General features: G+C 63.0%; 6 protein-coding genes. 1 reads left to right on the top strand and 5 read right to left on the bottom strand.

Going from position 1 to position 19,199, the window contains the following annotated elements:
* The first annotated feature begins 128 nt into the window (after window positions 1-128).
* Window positions 129-12,506, top strand: coding sequence for a filamentous haemagglutinin family protein (locus GWQ44_RS28195; RefSeq protein ID WP_275928819.1), 12,378 nt, complete (start codon window positions 129-131; stop codon window positions 12,504-12,506).
* 377 nt (window positions 12,507-12,883) lie between these two features.
* Here GWQ44_RS28195 and GWQ44_RS28190 read toward each other — a convergent pair whose 3' ends face one another.
* The 5 genes from GWQ44_RS28190 to GWQ44_RS28170 form a co-directional block, all read right to left on the bottom strand.
* Window positions 12,884-13,519 (bottom strand): tetratricopeptide repeat protein, encoded by a 636-nt coding sequence (locus tag GWQ44_RS28190; protein WP_345894558.1) that lies wholly within the window; start codon window positions 13,517-13,519, stop codon window positions 12,884-12,886.
* A gap of 383 nt (window positions 13,520-13,902) precedes the next feature.
* Entirely contained in the window at window positions 13,903-14,463 is a 561-nt protein-coding gene (locus GWQ44_RS28185; protein WP_275928818.1) for a hypothetical protein, read from the bottom strand.
* Window positions 14,464-15,033: 570 nt separating this feature from the next.
* Window positions 15,034-15,945, bottom strand: coding sequence for a tetratricopeptide repeat protein (locus tag GWQ44_RS28180; protein ID WP_275928817.1), 912 nt, complete (start codon window positions 15,943-15,945; stop codon window positions 15,034-15,036).
* 169 nt (window positions 15,946-16,114) lie between these two features.
* Entirely contained in the window at window positions 16,115-17,026 is a 912-nt protein-coding gene (locus GWQ44_RS28175; protein WP_275928816.1) for a tetratricopeptide repeat protein, read from the bottom strand.
* A complete protein-coding gene (locus GWQ44_RS28170; RefSeq protein ID WP_275928815.1) occupies window positions 17,007-19,196 on the bottom strand; it encodes a phospholipase D-like domain-containing protein in 2,190 nt (729 codons plus the stop codon). The genes GWQ44_RS28175 and GWQ44_RS28170 overlap by 20 nt, the downstream gene beginning before the upstream one ends.
* Window positions 19,197-19,199 lie beyond the last annotated feature (3 nt).

Here is a 19,199-nt window from a genome sequence, read left to right as displayed (position 1 = left end):
ATGAATTTTCCGTGACATCCGTTCGGTCGCGCCCCGCGCCAACGGCCTATCCCCTAAAGCAGTGACGCGTGCCCTGGGCCCTACAAGCGTCGCGCTCCCGTGGGCGTCATAACAAAGGATGAGTAGTAATGGTTCGCTGCAAACCACCGGTCAAATCCCCAGCCCTGCGCCTTGATGGCGAGTTGCCGAGCCTGCGGCTCAAGCCCCTGGCCCAGGCCATTGCCTTGCTGATGGTGGCGGGCAGTGCCCATGGCGCCACGGCCTTCAGTTCCGGCTGGTTCGCCGACAAGGGCGCGTCCCAGGCCGCCACCGCCGCGCGCACCAACGGCCAGGTGCCGGGGATTCCGCCGCTGTCCCAGCAGACCCGGGTCAACCAGCAGTTGCAGCGTTCCCTGAGCAACCTCAATGCCAGCGTCGCCGCCATTGCCGCCCAGCAGGCCGCCCAGGCCGCCGCGCGCCAGGCGGCGTTCGGCACGGTGAGCACCATTCCCGATGGTCTCGGCGAAGGCGGGCTGAAGGTCGACAACAGCCTGACCCAGGGTTGGCTCAATGCCAAAGGCCCGGTGCAGAGCCAGTCCGGCGGCAAGACCACGGTGACCATCGAACAGACCGCCGACAAGGCCATCCTCAACTGGGAAACCTTCAACGTCGGGCGCAATACCACCGTGGATTTTCAGCAGCAGTCCAACTGGGCGCTGCTGAACAAGGTCAACGACCCCAATGGTCGGCCCAGCGAGATCCAGGGCCAGATCAAGGGCGCCGGTACGGTGATGATCATGAACCGCAACGGGGTGATCTTCAGCGGCACCAGCCAGGTCAACGTGCGCAACCTGGTAGCGGCCGCGGCCACCATCAGCGACGAGCAGTTCACCCAGCGCGGGCTCTATGTCGACGCCAACGGCACCCAGCCGACCTTCACCGATGCCTTGGGCAAGGTCCAGGTGCAGCGCGGCGCACTGATCCAGACCCATCCGGCGGCCAGCTCCACCGAGTCCGGTGGCTACGCCTTGCTCCTGGGGTCGGAAGTGGAAAACGCCGGCACCATCGTCACCGCCAAGGGCCAGACCACCCTGGCCGCCGGTGACAGTTTCTACATCCGCCGCGGGGTCGGCACCAGCGGCAACCAGCACTCCACCACCCGCGGCAATGAAGTTGCCACCTCGCTGAAGGCCGGCAGCAGCGCCGGCAAGGTCAGCAACAGCGGCCTGATCATGGCCGCCACCGGCGACATCACCCTGACCGGGCACCAGGTGCAACAGAACGGCGTGGCCCTGGCCAGCACCTCGGTGGACACCCGCGGCACCATCCACCTGCTCAACGCCGCCAGCGACAGCACGGGCAGCGTGACCCTGGGGCAGGGCAGCACCACCGCGATCCTGCTGGACAGCAGTGGCAGCACCGCCCTGGACAGCCAGCGCAACAACGGCCTGATCAACCTCGACGGCACCCCGACCAACCTGATCACCGGCCAGTTCAACAACTTGAGCAGCGTCGCCGACCGCAGCGATCAGTCGCGGGTGGAGATCGTCAGCGGTGGCACCGTGGACTTCCAGAATGGCTCCATCACCCTGGCCACCGGTGGCCAGGTGGCGGTCAGCGCTGGGCAGCGCAGCCTGGTGCGCGACGGCGCGGTGATCGATGTGGCCGGCGCGGTCGGGGTCAAGGTGGCGATGGAGTCCAACACCATCAAGATCAACGTCCAGGGCAACGAGCAGCGCGACTCGGCGGGCAACCGCGACAGCGGCCAGTTGATCAACAACGACGTCTGGGTCGACCTGCGCGAGCTGGTGTTCGTCCCGGCCGGCACCAACGGCTACGCCACCGACCGCTGGTACACCGCCGGCGGCCTGCTGGAAGTGGGCGGCTACCTGGGCACCCAGGGTCACAACATTGGCGAGTGGATGGCCCAGGGCGGCACCCTGACCTTTACCGGCAAGGAGGTGGTGACCCAGTCCGGCGCCCAGTTGAACCTGTCCGGCGGCACCGTCGACGTGCAGGCCGGCTACATCCAGCAGACCTGGCTCAAGGGCGTCGACGGGCGCCTGTACGAGCTGTCCCGGGCCCCGGGGGACCTGCTCTACACCGGCATCTACAAGGGCTACGTGGACAGCAGCCCGCGCTGGGGCCGCACCGATTACTACTACAACCCGCTGATTGCCCAGCAGCGCCGCTACGAGGCCGGTTATACCGTGGGCCGCGACGCCGGCAAGCTGGTGATCGGCACCGGCAACGCGGTGCTCGAAGGCCAACTGGTCAGCGAAGTGTTCAAGGGCGAGCGCCAGACCCAGGCGCCCAACGTCAAGCTCGACGGCTACCAGCAGTCGCACAAGGCCGCGGCCCAGCGCGCGCAACTGATCATTGGCAACTACACGCCGATCTACAACAAGGCCACCGGCACCCTGGGCTATGCCCTGGGCCCCAGCACCGATCAGGTGCTGATCGCCGGCAATCAGCAGAAGATCGCCGACGGCCTGGACCTCACCACGGCCCTGCCGGCCAACCGCCAGGGCCAGCTGGTGCTCGACAGCGATCAGCTCAACGGCTTCCAGCTGGGGGCGATCAAGGTCGGTGCCAAGCAGCAGATCCAGGTCAACGGCGCGCTGCAGGTGGCCGACGGCGGCGACATCACCCTGTTCGGGCCGCAGGTGCAGCTCAACGCCAACCTCACCGCCCACGGCGGCAGCATCAACGCCGGCAACGTGCTGAACCAGGTGGATGTGAACCGCAACTTCGTGGTCGGCGATGTGATCCTCGCGCCCAGCGGCGGCGCCCAGGCCCGGGTCGAGGTGGCCGACGGGGTCAAGCTCGATACCAGCGGACGCTGGAGCAACCTGGCCCTGGACCCATCGGACAGCAGCGGCCTGGCCTTTATCAACGGTGGCAAGGTGTCGCTGCGCAGCAGTGGCGACCTCAACCTGGGCAACGGCAGCCTGGTGAATGCCAGCTCCGGCGCCAGCCTTGGCTATGACGGCAAGGCCACGGGCGGCAAGGGCGGCGACGTGACCCTGGCGGCCGACGGCAAGCTCGACCTCAAGGGCGAACTGCGCGGCTATGGAGTCAACGGTGGCGGCACCCTGGCCCTGCAGGCGCACAAGGTGCTGATCGGCGCCAAGGACGTGGCCCCGCAAGCCGGAACCTTGCAACTGGCGGGGGACTTCTTCAATAAGGGTTTCGGTGCCTACGACATCACCGGCAATGAAGGCCTGACGGTGGCCGACGGCGCCCAGGTCGAGGTCAAGATGCCGGTCTACCGCTTCGCCGCCCAGGCTGGCAGCAGTGCCACTGGCAGCGATCCGGCCAGTGTTCTGCAGCCCTGGCTGCCGGACCTGTACCAGCAGGACGCGGCCAAGGGCGTGCTGACCCAGCGCCGCGGCGCCGGGTTGACCCTGAGCGCCGGCAATCAGTACTCCACGGCTGCCCAGCTGGCCAGCACCGCGTTGACCGTGGGGCAGGGCGCGGTGATCAGTGTCGACCCGGGGCAGGCCATCAACCTGCGCAGCGTCGGTCAACTGACCATGAGCGGCACCCTCAATGCCTGGGGCGGCAGTGTCAGCCTCAGTGGTTTGACTGTGGCCAGTTCCGAGGCGGCCAATGCCGCCGGCCACGGGCGTTCGATCTGGGTCGGCGAGCAGGCAGTGATTGACGTGGCGGCGCGGGCGCTGAGCGCGGTGGACAGCCGCGGGCGCCTTTACGGCCAAGTGCGCAATGGCGGCAAGATCGCCATCGGCGGCGAGATCGACTTGGCCAGCGGCATCGCCAAGGCCAGCGACCTGTTCGTGGTGGTGCGCGACGGCGCGCGCCTGGACGCTTCCGGCACCCAGGCCGCCCTGGACATCCCCGGCCAGGGCCGGGTGCAGGTGGCCAGCAACGGCGGCAGCATCAGCTTGGCTTCCAACAACGGCCTGTACCTGGACGGCAGCTTCGTCGCCCGGGCCGGCGGCGCGGGCGCGGCGGGGGGCAGTTTGTCCCTGGCCCTGGAAAGCCCGTATTACATCAAGAACGCGGTCAACGACCGGGTGCTCAAGGCCCGGGAGCTGGTGCTCAGCCAGATCCACCAGGGCAGTGGGCTACCCGCCAGCGCCGACGCCGCGGCCGCCAGCCTGGAATACGGCCATGGGCGTCTCGGGGTGGATCAGGTCACGGCCGGCGGCTTCGACAACTTGGCGCTGTTGAGCAACGGCTTGCTGAGTTTCGACGGCGATGTCTCGCTGCACATGGGCCAGAGCCTGCGCCTGTACAGCGGCGCGCTGAACCTCAGCGAGAGCGCTGCGGCCAACGCCCGGGTCAATCTGTCGGCGCCGTACCTGCTGCTGGCGGGCATCCTCGCGCCGCTGGAAGCCAAGGACCAGTACCTGCGCCCGGTGTCCACCGGCACGCCGTCGCAGCGGGCCACCCAGGCCCAGTTCAACGCCAGCGCCAACCTGATCGATGTGCGCGGCAACGTGGTGTTCGGCAGCAAGGGCACCTTGCGCCAGGCCGACAACAGCCTGCTGAGCGTCGAGCGCCGTGGCTTCGACCATGTGCAACTGACCAGCCAGGGCGATTTGCGCTTCCTCGCCGGGGCCGGCGCCGATGTGATCGCCAAGGGCATCAGCACCCAGTTGCTGACCCAGGGCGACATGACCCTGCGGGCGGCGCAGCTGTACCCGGCCACCGAGGTCGGAGCCCGGGTGATTGCCGGTTACCTCAACGATATCTCCGGCACCCGCATCAATTTCGACCCTGCGCGTACCCTGACCATCGGCCGTACCGGCAATGCCGAGGCGCCCGTGCCGTACTCGGCCTTCGGCCGCCTGCAACTGGGCGCGGCCAGCATCAAGCAGGGTGGGGTGGTGCGCGCGCCCCTGGGCCTGATCGAGATCGGCAACCTGGGCGCCAGCAAGGTCGAGTTGCTGCCCGGCAGCCTGACCTCGGTCAGCGGCAAGGGCCTGGTGCTGCCTTACGGCGGCACCGTCGACGGTCAGGTCTACAAGTACAACGGCAAGACCGTGACCTTCCTCGGCCAGGGCGCGCTGGTGAATGAGAACAGCGACCTGAGCGTCGGGGTGATCCTCGGCGGCCAGTCGGTGCAGGTGCAATCCGATGCCACCGTGGACCTGTCCGGTGGCGGCGAGCTGCTGGGGGCCGGGTTCATCTCCGGGCGCGGCGGTTCCACCGATGCGCGCTACAGCCCGCTGGTGCAGATCGGCGCCAACGGCAGTTTCATCCTGCCGGGCCTGGGCACTAACCCGATCTACGCCATCGTGCCCGGGGCCCAGCCGGGCTATGCGCCGGTGGCCCCGGAAGGCGGCGCGGTGGACCCGCTGATCGGCCAGCAGATCACCATCGGCAGTGGCGTGCCGGGGCTGGCGGCGGGCACCTACACCCTGATGCCGTCCACCTATGCGCTGATGCCGGGGGCCTTTCGCGTCGAGATCAACGGCCTGGCCGGGCTTGGCAGCGAAGGCGCGGTCCAGCAGCTGCGCAATGGCTCCTGGTCCACCGCCGGGCGCCTGTCGATCGCCAACACCGGGATCAGCAACAGCGTGGCCAGCCAGTTGATCCTGACTTCGGCCGATACCCTGCGGCGTTATTCCCAGTACAACGAAACCGGCTACGCCCAGTTCGCCCTGGCCGATGCGGCGCGCCTCGGGGTGCCCCGGCCGATGCTGCCGGTGGACGCCAAGACCCTGAAGTTGGCGCTGCAAGCGGGGGCCGGGGCGGAGGCTTTCTCGTTCCGCGGCATCGGTCGTTTCGACGCCGCCCAGGGCGGCTACGGCGGCACCGTGGCGATCCTCAACATGGGCAGCGGCGGCATCGAAGTGGTGACCAGCGGCAAGTCGGCCACCAGCGGCTTCAGTGGCGTCACCCTGGACGCGGACAGCCTCAATAACCTGGGCGCGGCGCGGCTGATGCTCGGTGGCCTGACGCTGGTCAAATACGGCCAGGGCGGCAACTACATCACCCTGGCCGAAGGCATCAACACGCCCAAGGGCTCCATCACCTTGCGCGAAGGCGTGACCCTGGCCGCGCCGGAAGTGTTCCTGGTGAGCAACAGCGGCGAGATCGTCCTGGAGCAGGGCGCCTCGATCAACACCCTGGGGCGCGGCAAGGCCAGCTATGACGCCCGGGACGGCTTCACCTACCAGGTGGCCAATATGCTGGCGGTGTCCAATGGCCTGCTCAATGTCATCAGCAAGGTCCAGGCCGGTGGGCAAAGCAGCGGCGGCATCCGGGTCGGCTCCTGCGCCAGCGCGCCCTGCAGCGGGCAGACCGCGCTGTATTCCGAAGGCAGCATCGTTGCCCTGACCGACAACACCTTCGAACTGGGCGATCAGGTGCGCTACGGCACCCGCCACCTGAACCTGGGCCTGAACGCCATCAACGTCGGCAGCCCCGAAGCCCTGGCGGCCGCGGCGGCGGGCAACCGCCTGCCCAGTGGCATGACCCTGACCCAGCAGGTACTGGACCGCCTGCTGCGCGGCGACACCCAGTTCGGCGCGCCGGCCCTGGAGACCCTGCAGCTCTCGGCGCGGGACGGTTTCAACTTCTACGGCAGCGCCACCCTGGACACCTACGACCCGCTGACCGGCAAGTCGCTGCTGAGCAACCTGATGCTCTCCACCCCGGCGATCTACGGCGCGGGCGGGGCCAATGACGTGGCCCGCATCCACACCGCCAACCTGATCTGGCAGGGCGCCGTGACCCCGGCCGGGGCGGTGGTGACCGGTGGCGCCGGGACCGGCAGCGGGCGCCTTGCGATCGACGCCGAGCGCATCGAGTTCGGCTACGGCGCCTTCGCCCAGCCCAGCACCACCCAGAGCTTCGACCGCCTGGCCCTGGGCTTTGCCAACGTCAACCTGAATGCCAGCCAGCGCATCACCGCCAACCACAAGGGCAGCCTGGCGGTCTACCAGAGCCAGGGCGCCTTCGACCCGCTCAGCGGCTTTGCCTACAGCGGCGGCAACCTGAATATCCTCACCCCGCTGATGACCGGCGAAGCCGGCTCGGTGAACCGCATCACTGCCGGTGGCGCCATCGATATCAGCGCCTCGGCCGGCCCCCGTGGCGCGGCCAATGGCCAGGGCGCGGAACTGTCCCTGCAGGGCGACAGCATCCGCCTGGCCAGCGCCGTGGTCCTGCCCAGCGGCAAGGTGACCCTGGGCGCCCGGGGCGATGTCAGCCTGACCGACGCAGCGCTGATCGACGTGGCGGGCCGCACCATTGCCTTCAATGATCTGAGCCAATACGGCGCCGGTGGCGAAGTGCTGCTGCAAAGCCGCAACGGCAACGTGCTGCAGGCGGCCGGCTCGACCATCGATCTTTCGGCCAGCCACAACCAGGCCGGCAAGCTGCGGGCGGTGGCGCTGGACAGCGCGGCCGGGCGGGTCGACCTGGCGGGCCGCATCCTCGGCGGCAGCAGTGGCCAGTATGATGCCGGCGGCACCCTGGTGCCGTTCCTCGGCGCCACGGTGGAAATCCAGGCCCAGCACCTGGGCAGCAGCGGCAGCCTGGACGAGCAGTTCGCCGCCCTCAACCAGCGCCTGAACCAGGGTCAGGTCTTTGGCGCCCGCAGTTTCCAGCTCAAGCAGGGCGACCTGACCATCGGCGACGGGGTCAAGGCCAGCAGCGTCAACGTCTCGCTGGACCACGGCAGCCTGCGGGTCACCGGGCGGGTGGACGCCAGCGGCGCGCGGGTCGGCAGCATCAACCTGGCGGCCAGCCAGGGCCTGACCCTGGACAGCGGCGCGCTGCTGGACGCCCACGGCAGCACGCTGCGGGTCGACAGCTACGGCAAGATCATCGATTCGCCGAACCGCGCCAGCGTGGTCCTGAGCTCGGGCCAGGGCCGCCTGACCCTGGCCGACGGCGCGCGCATCGACCTGCGCCACGGCACCGATGTGGCATTGGGCAGCGCCCCGGGGCAGAACGACGGCCGCAGCCGCGGCACCCTGGAGCTGAATGCGCCGCGCATCGTCCAGGCGGACCAGAGCAGCAACGACATCGATATCGAGGCCCGTGGCCGCCTGGATATCCAGGGCGCGCGCTCGATCGCGGTCAACGGCATGATCAGCTACGACGATGCCACGGAAAAAACCGACGCCACCGCCAGCGGGCGTCCTTACCAGGAGATCACCCAGGCCTACCTGGATGCCAAGCACCTGCAGAGCACTGCCTTTATCAACGCTGCGCTGCAGAACAACGACCTGCTGCACAACAAGCTGGCCGGCCTGAACAACGCCACCTACGCCGATGCCTTGCACTTGCGGCCCGGGGTGCAGATCGTCAGCAAGACCGCCGACGGCGACCTGGTGGTGCAGGGCGACCTGGACCTGTCCGGCTACCGGTACGCCAGCTTGAACCCCCACACCCGGAAGGACGACAACGTCTACGGTTCTGGTGAAGTGGGCAGCCTGACCCTGCGCGCCGGCGGCGACCTGAACGTCTACGGCAGCATCAACGACGGTTTCGCGCCGCCGCCGGGCACCGATGACGACAATGGCTGGATCCTGCGGGCCGGCATCGACTTCACCGGTGGCGATATCGTGATTCCGGGGGGCGGCCTGTCCCTGGCCGACGGCACCCTGTTCCCCGGGGGCAGCACCCTCAACTACGACTTGCCGATCAAGGCCCTGACCCTGCCGCAGGGCACGCGCCTGCCAGTGGCGGCGACCCTCAGCGAGAGCCTGGTGCTGCCGGCGGGCACGGTGCTGGCCGCCGCGGTGCGCGACAGCAACGGTACGCTGCTGTTCGCCGCCGGCACCCTGTTGAACCAGAGCCTGACCCTGAGCCCGGGCAGCGTGCTGGAGGCCGGCACCCTGCTGACCGCCAATACCGCGGTGAAAGCCCTGACCTGGCCCAAGGGCGTGCCCCTGCCGGGCGTTGCCGGGGCGCGTAACCTGGTGGTGCTCGACGGTGGCAAAGCTTTGTCCCGGGGGGCGCTGATTCCTTCGGGCACCGATATCAAGCTGCCGGGCGGGGTGGCCTCGGTGCTGCTGCGGCCGGAGAACGGCGGGCGCCAGGGCAAGCTCTGGGCCATCGCGCCGATGCTGACGGAGGGCGCACAGTCCTGGTCCCTGCGCCTGGTGGCCGGGGCCGACACCGAGGCGGCCGACAGCCGCGTGCTGCAGAGCCAGCCCGCGGCCGGCAACCTGCAGCTGGCGGATAGCCATTACGGGATGTTCGGTCAGGCGCAGTATGTCTGGACCGAAGAGGGCTCCCTGGACTTCTTTGGCGACGACAGCATGGTCGGCCAGCCGGTCAATTTCGACGAGTTCGGTGACCCTGCGCTGTGCGACAACACCCCCAGCTACTGCGCCGTCGGCGACTCCTACGCCCTGGTGCCCAGCAGCACCCGCTTCAGCGTCGTGCGCACCGGCGCCGCCGACCTCGACCTGCTGGCGGCCGGCAACCTGAGCATGGATTCGCTGTTTGGCGTGTACACCGCCGGCACCTCCTCCAGTGCCACCTCGGCCAGTGATCCCTACAACCTGGCGCGGGGAGGCAACGGCCAGAAGGTGCTGAACAACGTCGCTGGCGGCTACGAGTCCCTGGTGGACGGTGGCGCCAGCAGTGTCTACCGGGCCTGGTACCCGGACGGCGGCGGCAACCTGCGGATCAAGGTCGGGGCGAACCTGAGTGGCAACATTGTGACCCTGCCCAACCAATTGCCCCCGGGCCGCCCGGTGGCCGGTGACACCGGCAACGACTCCAGCAACGTGGGCAACTGGCTGTGGCGCCAGGGCAACGACCTGAGCGGCGGCGTGGCGCGAAACACCGCCTGGTGGATCAACTTCGGCACCTACACCGCCAACAGCGCCGGCGGCGCCGATCAGATGGTCGGCTTCACCGGCTTCGGCACCCTGGGCGGCGGCAACCTGGAGGTCGAGGTCGGCGGTGATGCCGGCGCCCTGGCGCCCATGGCGGCGCCGGTCTACGCCAGCTACGTCAACCCGCGCAGCACCGGGCTGATCCTGGCGGTGGGCAGCACCGGCCGGGTGGCCGCCGATGGCAGCCGGCAAGTGACCGGCGGTGGCGACCTGACCCTGCGCGTCGGCGGGCAGGTCAACCCCTACAGCCAGGTCGGCTTTGGCGTGTTCAACGGCGCCCTGGTGGACCTGCGCGGCCATGCGCAACTGAGCAGCGCGGCCCTGGGCAGCCTGGACCTGCACTACGGCGCCCAGGCGGCGGACCAGAGCCGCAGCGAAACCCGGGCCTTCGAGCCGCAGCGGGCGACCCTGGCGGTGGCCGCCGGTGGCATGACCCTGATGCCGGGCGATGCCACCTTCAGCCTGTCGACCCGTGGCGACCTGGTGCTGCAGACCGTGGCCGACCCCGGGCGCGCGCCCCTGGCCAATGGCTGGGCCTACCAGGGCGCCAACGGGGCCACGGGCATCGGCCAGAGCTGGTTCTCCCTGTGGACCGAGCGCAGCGCCATCGACCTGTTCTCGGCCGGCGGCAACCTCACGCCGTTGACCAGGGGCACGGAAACCGACATGGCCACCGTCTACCCGCCGACCTTGCGCGCCGTGGCGGCCAGCGGCAGCCTCTATTACGGCCAGTCCAGCCAGTATGAGGCGGGGGTGGCGGTGGTTCCGGCGGCACTGGTGCTGGCGCCTTCGCTGAACGGCCAGCTGCAACTGCTGGCCGGCGACTCGATCTACGGTGGCGAGCTGAGCGTCAGCCGCTCCAGCGCCTCGGCGCAGGCGCTGGCGACTCCCGAGCACCCGGCCTTCATGGCCACCAGCACCACCCTGTCGGGGATTCCCCTGGCGGCCAGCGGCAATCTCTCCGCCGACGGCAACCGGGCCCGCGGCGGGGTGTTCCCGCTGTTTGCCTTCGGCCCCAACACGGCGACCAACCAGTGGGCGAACCCCGAGCCTGCGCGGTTCTACGCCATCAACGGCGACCTGCTGGGGGTCAGCAGCGGCCGCGTGCTGACCCTCACCACGGCGTCCGACCCACGCCTGGGGCAGACCTACTATGAAGGCGGCGGCGCGGTCTGGATGCAGGCCGGCCAGGACATCGTCAGCAGCGGCACGGTTCTGGGCGGGGCCAGGGGCGGCAACAGCACCTATGGCGAATACACCTTCAGCGGCAACCTGTTCGTGCACCACAACCCTGGTGACATCTCCATCGCCCGTGCCGGGCGCGACATCCTCTACAGCAGCTTCAACGTCGCCGGCCCCGGCACCCTGGAGCTGACCGCGGGGCGCAACATCCTCATGGAGGACCGGGTCAGCGTCACCAGCCTCGGCGCGGTGGCGCCGGGGGACAGCCGGCCCGGGGCGAGCATCGTGATGCAGGCCGGGTTCGGCGCCAACGGCCCGGACTTCCGGCGTTTCGTCGCGGCCTACCTGGACCCGGCCAACCTGGCCCAGCCCGGCGAGAGCCTGGCGGGCGGCAAGGTGGCCAAGACCTACGACAGCGAACTGCTGGGCTGGCTGGCCGAGCGCTTCGGTTTCGTCGGCGACAGCGCCCAGGCCCGGGCCTACTACGCGGCGCTGCCGGCCGAGCAGCAGCGGGTGTTCGCCCGCCAGGTGTATTTCGCCGAACTCAAGGCCGCCGGCCGCGAGTACAACCAAGAAGGCGGCGTGCGCCAGGGCAGCTACGCCCGGGGCCGGGCGGCGATTGCCGCGCTGTTCCCGAGCACCGACGTGGCCGGCAACCCGATCAGCTACAAGGGCGACATCACCCTGTTCGGCGGTGCCGGGGTGCACACCGATTTTGGCGGCAATATCCAGATGCTGACCCCCGGCGGCCACCAGACCTTCGGCATCGAAGGCACCGCGCCGCCGGCCTCGGCCGGGGTCATCACCCAGGGCGCGGGGGACATCCAGCTGTACTCCCTGGGCAGCATCCTCCTGGGCCAGAGCCGGATCATGACCACCTTCGGCGGCTCGATCATGGGCTGGTCGGCGGCGGGCGACATCAACGCCGGCCGAGGTTCCAAGACCACCGTGGTCTACACCCCGCCCAAGCGGGTCTACGACACCTGGGGCAACGTCAGCCTGTCACCGTCGGTGCCCAGCACCGGGGCCGGGATCGCCACCCTCAACCCGATTCCCGAAGTGCCGGCCGGCGACATCGACCTGATCGCGCCGTTGGGCACCATCGACGCCGGCGAGGCGGGGATCCGGGTGTCGGGCAACGTCAACATCGCCGCGCTGCGGGTGGTCAACGCGGCGAACATCCAGACCCAGGGCAAGTCCTCCGGCGTGCCGGTGAGCGCCAGCGTCAACACCGGTGCCATGACCTCGGCCAGCGCCGCCGGCTCCGCCGCGTCCCAGGCCGCGGAAGACGCCGCCCGCAACCAGCAGGCGGCGGCCAAGCAGGGCAGGGCGTCGATCGTCACCGTGGAAGTGCTGGGCTTTGGCTCCGAGCCGGTGCAACGCCAGCGCGAAGAAGCCAGCCGCGCCCCGGGCTACAACCCCGACAGCCCGGTGCAGGTCCTGGGCGCCGGCCCCTTGAGCGACCAGGCGCGGGCGCGCCTGACCGATGAGGAGCGTGGGCAACTGACGTTGTAAGAACCTCTCGTGGTAGCAACGCTTGGGGGCGATCGTTGATCGCCCCCGTTTTGTTGGGCTGATGGGAATGGGGCAGGTGCAGGGCTGTATGAAAACGCGTTTATATCTTCGGCCTGCGGTCCGGGTGTTCCGCGTCGAAGCCTTGGGTGGGGTGTGGGGGGAGGGGGTGGTCTTTCATTAGGTTGGGGAAGCGCAGATTTGGATTTTTATCAAGTTGTTTGGATAACTCAGAGTAAAGCTCGTAGAGCTTTTCGTCTGGCTTATATCCAAAGTTGTGAATTGGTCTAGGGCTTTTTTTGAATACTCCTATCAGATAGTTGAATCCGGTTGAGTTTCCTAAAGATGCTGCGCGTTGATAGTAGAAAAGCGAGCGTGGTTTATTGTCCTTGGCGGTGTCGTAGAAGCTTGCGGCTTTTTAAGATTGCATCTGAATCTTCCTGAGCACCTGCACACCGATAGTAGCGTTCAGCCATGTCGTCATCTTGTTTGTGTCTAGGCAGTGCATAAGAAAAATATTGACCTATTTGAACCTGTGCTAAGGGACTGCCTAATTGTGCCGCTTGAAAAAGATATGAAGCAGCCATTCGCTCGGATTTTAGAACTCCTTTCCCTTGTTCAGTAATAACGGACCAATTGTAGTAACCCAGCGGCACTTTAAGTTTTACCATGCGCTCATAGAGATCTAGCATCTTGCCGGTGTCCTGTTCAACACCTGGCCTTCCCGGCCAACCCGTACGATAAAGCCCGGCTAAGTTGTGCATCGCTTTCCAATGATCCTTGGCAATGGCTTGCTCATAAAGGCCCACAATCTTTTTCCAATCCTTAACCCCACGTGTTTTTTCTAGAGTGCGTGCTTGTTGAAACCAGAATTCAGCCTGTGGATCCAGTGGTGGGTTGTTGTCTCGTTCATAGGCGCAGGTAAATACTGGGTAGGCCATGGCCATCGCTCCGCTCGATAGAAATGAAATAATGAAGACGCAGTAATATATGGTTTTAATCAATGGCTTTAGCATAAGGCGTCTCTATATCCCCAAAGCGAGTTAGACGGGTGGTAAGTGGGCGGTTTCGCTATTTTTTCAGTTGTCGTCCACAACTAGTTTCGAGTGCACGTAGATATCTCAGAAGTAAGCCTGTTCGCCCACGGCCAGGACGCTGCTGGGTTCGGGGCTGCAGGCGGTGAAGGTGGTGACCACCACGTTGAGCCGGGTATATCCGTGAGGTTGTAGGGTTTGCCCTTTTCGCCATCGTGCGCGAGAGCACCTCGGATCGTTTTAGTTATATACGTTGCAGATGCCGGCCTATGTCATCTGGGCTTTTCTGCAGCTGACTAGAAGTAGCATGCTTTCTGCGGCTTGATTACATACATCGCTGATAGGGAACGGGCCGGATCGTTATTTTAGTTGCCTACCGACCCCAGAATATCCCTTAGTTTTGATATGTCTTCCTCGTAGAAGGAACTGCACTGTGAAACGGCTATGAATACGTCACTTGAATTGTTTATGAAAGTACTGCAAATCACATTTGCCCCTTCCGTCCCATCTGTTTTTCCATATGTGAAATCTTTCATATCCAATAATCTCCACCCTTCTTTAACTAGCTTTAGTCTTGCCGCTTTGGATGCCTCGGTAATATGAATGATTGCACTAGGGTAAGGAAGTTTTATCAAGTTGTTATAAGGCTGGCGCACTTCTTTGCCAAGCGCGCGCATGACCTCGTCAAGTGCTTTTCCAATTACAATAAATGTCGGCAGGTTTTCCAGGTTTGTGTCATAGGTCGGCTGGTCCCTGGTAGCCAGCTTGAGTATGGTTGTATTTTCCTCCTGAAAGCAGTCCAAAACTTCAAGCTTGATCTTCGGCATGTTGGGTAAGCATCGCTGTTCGTTAGAGAAAGCCAGCAACGAAAAAGAAGCAGAACAAAACAGTGTCAGCAACCTAAGAAAAAACTTATGCCCCATCATTTAATACGCTCCAGATGGCTTTGGATGCCTGCTGTCTCTCATTGTTGTGATTCGTTATACCATGTGGATTTTTTCTGTTAGTTATCGCCCCATAATTCTAGAGATTGTTTGGGGCGAACCTTCATCTGCACGTCTATTGATTCTCTCCCTGGCCCAATAAAATCCAGATGTATCACAAGCATTGTAATTGTCTGTAGCAAGCAGGTGTGGATTAGGATCTAGTGTGAAGTTTTGAGCTCTATGCTGTTCATGATTTTTATAGTTTCGTCGCCCAGTAATTTGTAGAAAACCTCGGCCGTGAAATCGATCGCCATCTCCTAACATTCCTCCGGCCAATGCGTTGGCAACGCCGTTGTCCATGCCAGCAGCTTTCGCTGCAATCTGATTTGGGCGACTTGCTATATAGTTTTCGCAATTATAAATATATTCGTCTTCGCCCAGAGTGCTACCGGGTTCGTCGATGTCGTTGTTCCTGAGTTCGCCTCAAGTGCTATTCGACTTTGGTTGTTTCATATTCGAGCACCTCGATTCGATTTCGACTGAGCCTTTTAGAGTAAAAGCTGGCCATTCTTATATTTCCGGCCTGCGGTCTGGGTGTTCTGCGTCAAAACCCTGGGTGGGGTGTGAGGGGAGGGGGTGATCTTTCATTAGGTTGGGGAAGCGCAGATTTGGATTTTTATCAAGTTGTTTGGATAACTCAGAGTAAAGCTCGTGGAGCTTTTCGTCTGGTTTATATCCAAAGTTATACATGGGTTGAGGGGTTGGTTCGAATGCTCCTTTTAGATTGCTGAAGCCAGTAGAGTTGCCCAGGGAGGCTGCACGTTGATAGTAGAATAATGCGCGCGCTTTATTTTTTTTGGCGATTTCATAAAATGCTGCTGTCTCAATGACTGCGTCCGATGAGTCCTGAGCGCCCGCGCATCTAAAATACAACTCTGCCATCTTGTCGTCTTGCTTGTTTTTAGGTAATGAAAATGATAGGTGATTTCCAATTGCAACCTGTGCCAATGGGCTGCCCAGTCGTGCAGCCTGAAACATATAGGAACTGGCCATTCTATCTGACTTCAAAACACCTCTTCCATTCTCGGTGGTAACTGCCCAGTTGTAATACCCCAATGGAACTCCAAGTTTTATCATGCGCTCGTAGAGCTCAAGCATCTTACTGGTGTCTTGTTCAATGCCAGGTCTTCCTGGCCACCCCGTGCGATAAAGACCAGCTAAATTATGCATGGCTTTCCAATGATCCTTGGCAATGGCTTGCTCATAAAGACCCACTATTTTTTTCCAATCCTTAACCCCACGCGTTTTTTCTAGAATGCGTGCTTGTTGAAACCAGGATTCAGCCTGAGGGTCCAGTGGTGGGGTGTTGTCTCGTTCATAGGCGCAAGTAAATACTGGGTAGGCCATGGCCATCGCTCCGCTCGATAGAAATGAAATAATAAAGACGCAGTAATATATGGTTTTAATCAACGGCTTTAGCATAAGGCGTCTCTATATCCCAAAAGCGAGTTAGACGGGTGGTAAGTGGACGGTTTTGCTATTTTTTCAGTTGTCGTCCACAACTAGTTTCGAGTGCACGTAGATATCCAGGAAGTATTCCTTTTCGCCTTCGGCCAAAGTACTGCCGGTTTGGGGTGAAGGCTGGTCATCTTTATAGTTCCGGCCTGCGATCTGGATGTTCTGCGTCGAAGCCTTGGGTGGGGTGTGGGGGGAGTGGGTGATCTTTCATGAGATTCGGGAAGCGTAGTTTGGGATTCTCATCAAGTTGCTTGGATAAGCCTGAGTAAAGCTCATAGAGCTTTTCGTCTGGCTTATATCCAAAGTTATGAATTGGTCTAGGGGTTGGTTCAAATGCTCCCCGTAAATTATCGAGGGCGGTAGAATTTCCTAAAGATGCTGCTCGCTGGTAATAGAATAAGGCGCGAGGTTTGTTTTTTTTCGCGATCTGATAAAAGCTAGCTGTTTTTAGAATCGCGTCAGGGTTTTCCTGAGCCCCTGCGCACCGATAATAACGTTCCGCCATGTCGTCATCTTGCTTGTATCTAGGTAGTGTATAAGCAAAATATTGACCTATTTGGACTTGTGCTAGGGGGCTGCCTAATTGCGCCGCTTGAAAAAGGTATGAAGCAGCCATTCGCTCAGACTTTAGAACTCCTTTTCCGTGTTCAGCAATAACGGACCAGTTGTAGTAACCCAATGGTACTTTAAGTTTGACCATGCGCTCATAGAGTTCTAGCATTTTAGCGGTGTCTTGCTCAACGCCAGGTCTTCCCGGCCAACCTGTACGATAAAGGCCGGCTAAGTTGTGCATGGCTTTCCAATGATCCTTGGCAATGGCTTGCTCATAAAGCCCCACGATCTTTTTCCAATCCTTAACCCCGCGCGTTTTTTCTAGAATGCGCGCTTGTTGAAACCAGGATTCAGCCTGTGGGTCCAGTGGTGGGTTGTTGTCTCGTTCATAGGCGCAGGTAAAAATTGGATATGCCACAGCAACCGCTCCGTTCAATAGAAGTAAAACAATACAGGCGCAAAAATGTATTAACTTAATCAACTGCTTTGGCATAAGGCGTCTCCACATCCCAAAAACGTGTTAGATGAGCCATCAAAGGCTCATTTTTGTTTTTACTTTCCCAGTTTTTGTCCATGACATGATTCCATTCTTTAAAGTTTCTCGCCGAATCACACCGCCCCTTGTCATCACTAAACGATCTACCCACATGCAACTTCCATAACTCCTCCCGCCAAGTCTTCGCCAACTCCGCATCCGGTGCGGCCAGCCCCAGTTCCGAGTCGGTGTGCATGCTGCGGGTATTGATATTGGCCGAACTGAGCAGGCTGAACACATCGTCCACCACCAGCAGTTTCGAGTGCACGTAGATGTCCCGGAAGTACGCCTGTTCGCCTTCGGCCAAGGTGCTGCCGGGCCCGGGGCTGCAGGTGGTGAGGGTGGCGATCACTACCTTGAGTCCAGGCAGGTCCTTGAGGGCGTAGGGTTTGGCGTCTTCGCCTTCGTCGGCTTGGGGGTTGCCGAGTTTGGCGATGTCCTCGGGCTTGAGGCCGCCCAGTCGCGCTTCTATCTCGGGGGTGACGCCCTGGCGTTCGAGTTCGTCGATCTCGCGCTGGAGCACTTCGGCGCGGTTGAGCTGTGCGCGTCGCAGATAGGGATCGTTGTGCGGGTGGCGTTGCAGGTAGGCCAACTGGCTGCGCTTGCGCAGCATCTCTTCGGCCAGGCTGCGCTGGGCCTGGGGCATGAGTTGTTCCTGCCCCAGTTCCTGCAAGGTGGCATAGGTGGTGCTGGCATACATACCGGAGTTGGGGGTGTTGGTGACCACGAACAGGTACAGGTCCTGGTCCCGGCCGGCGGCGAGGTAGGCCGCGGCCAACTCGCGTAGCTGCTTGGCGAACGGCGGGTAGCGAAAGTACTGGTTCTCCATGTAGACGTAGTTGCGAGCATTGCCCAGGGCTTTGTGGTGCAGCTCGAGGATGGAGGTTTCAGCGTTTTCCTGGGGTTGGGTGCGGCAGATCTGCGCCATGCTCGATCCGGCCGCCTTGAAGTGGTCGGGCTTGATGGCCTGGCGCTGTTGGCGCAGGCCATCGCTGAACCATTGCTTGATCCAGAAGGTTTCCCGGTCCCAGGCGCTGCTGAAGTTGTGGTTGAGGTCATGCAGGGCGGGGCCCTGGACCTTGAGCGAGAGATCCTGCCAGGGCCCGAAGCCCGGGCTGCGTCGAGCGGCCTTGTCGTGATACAGGTGGGCGCTGGTGTCCCAGTAGTTGCGGTGCATGTTGTGGCCCATGACAAAGCCGACTGCGTTGGTGCTGTCTTCGTAGTCCACCAGAACCATTTTCTGGTGATGGCTGGCGAATAGGCTGAGGGCCAGCATATGGGCGAAATTGCTGTCGGGTGCTTCACCCTGGATCAGACGGTAGAGGGTGGCCAGTCGGCCTTTTTCCGAGGCCATTTGCGGCCCGCGAATGGCGGCGTTCAAGGGGATTTCCAGGGAAAAATCACGGGTACGAAACTCGACGTTCTGCATGCGTCCACCGTGCAGGCGGCTGAACCATTCCCGTGTGTACTCCTGATCATCAGGCGAGTAGCCGGGAGCGCCCGAGCCGTCCAGTGTCCTGTAGGCGCCTTGGGCGTTCAGTTGCGCCTCCACGTCACGCAGTATCGCCAGCAGCTCCTGTTCGCGCTGTTCATAGCGGTAGCCGCTGGAACCATAGGCCGGTAGCTCACCGGCTCGCAGTTTGTTCAATTCGTGTTGATGCACGGTGCGGCGATATTCCAGTCGCTGACGGTCTTCCAGGGTGCGGTTGGAGGCGGCGCGACCCCGGGTCATGCCCGAGCCGATAGCTGTGCCGCCCGAGCCGGCCAGGCCATCGCCGGGGATGGTGTTTTCGAGAAAATTGGCCAGGGCGTTTTTCCAGATCAGCACCCGCACCTTGACCCCGTGCCGGGCGCGTACATCCAGCAGTTCACCGATGCGATCGCCATCGGGTTTGAAACGCATCGCCGGGTCGAAGCCCCAACTGATGATTTCCACGCTGCGGTTGGCCCGCTCAATCGCGTCGTGCACGGCGGCGAAGGCGATTTCACCGTTGATCAGCGGCGTGATCTTGATTCCCGCTCGCGGTGGGAACAGCGCTTTTTTCGCGAACCATTCCATGCTCAAGCACATGAACTTGTCTTCCTTGGGCTTGAACTGAAGCACTTCCTTGCTGTAGTCGACAGGCATTGC

It is taken from the genome of Pseudomonas sp. 3MA1, assembly GCF_029237275.1.
GTDB classification, from domain to species: Bacteria; Pseudomonadota; Gammaproteobacteria; order Pseudomonadales; family Pseudomonadaceae; genus Aquipseudomonas; species Aquipseudomonas fluorescens_AP.
The sequence above is the reverse complement of the archived record's forward strand: the minus strand, read 5'-3'. Positions and strand labels throughout refer to the sequence as shown.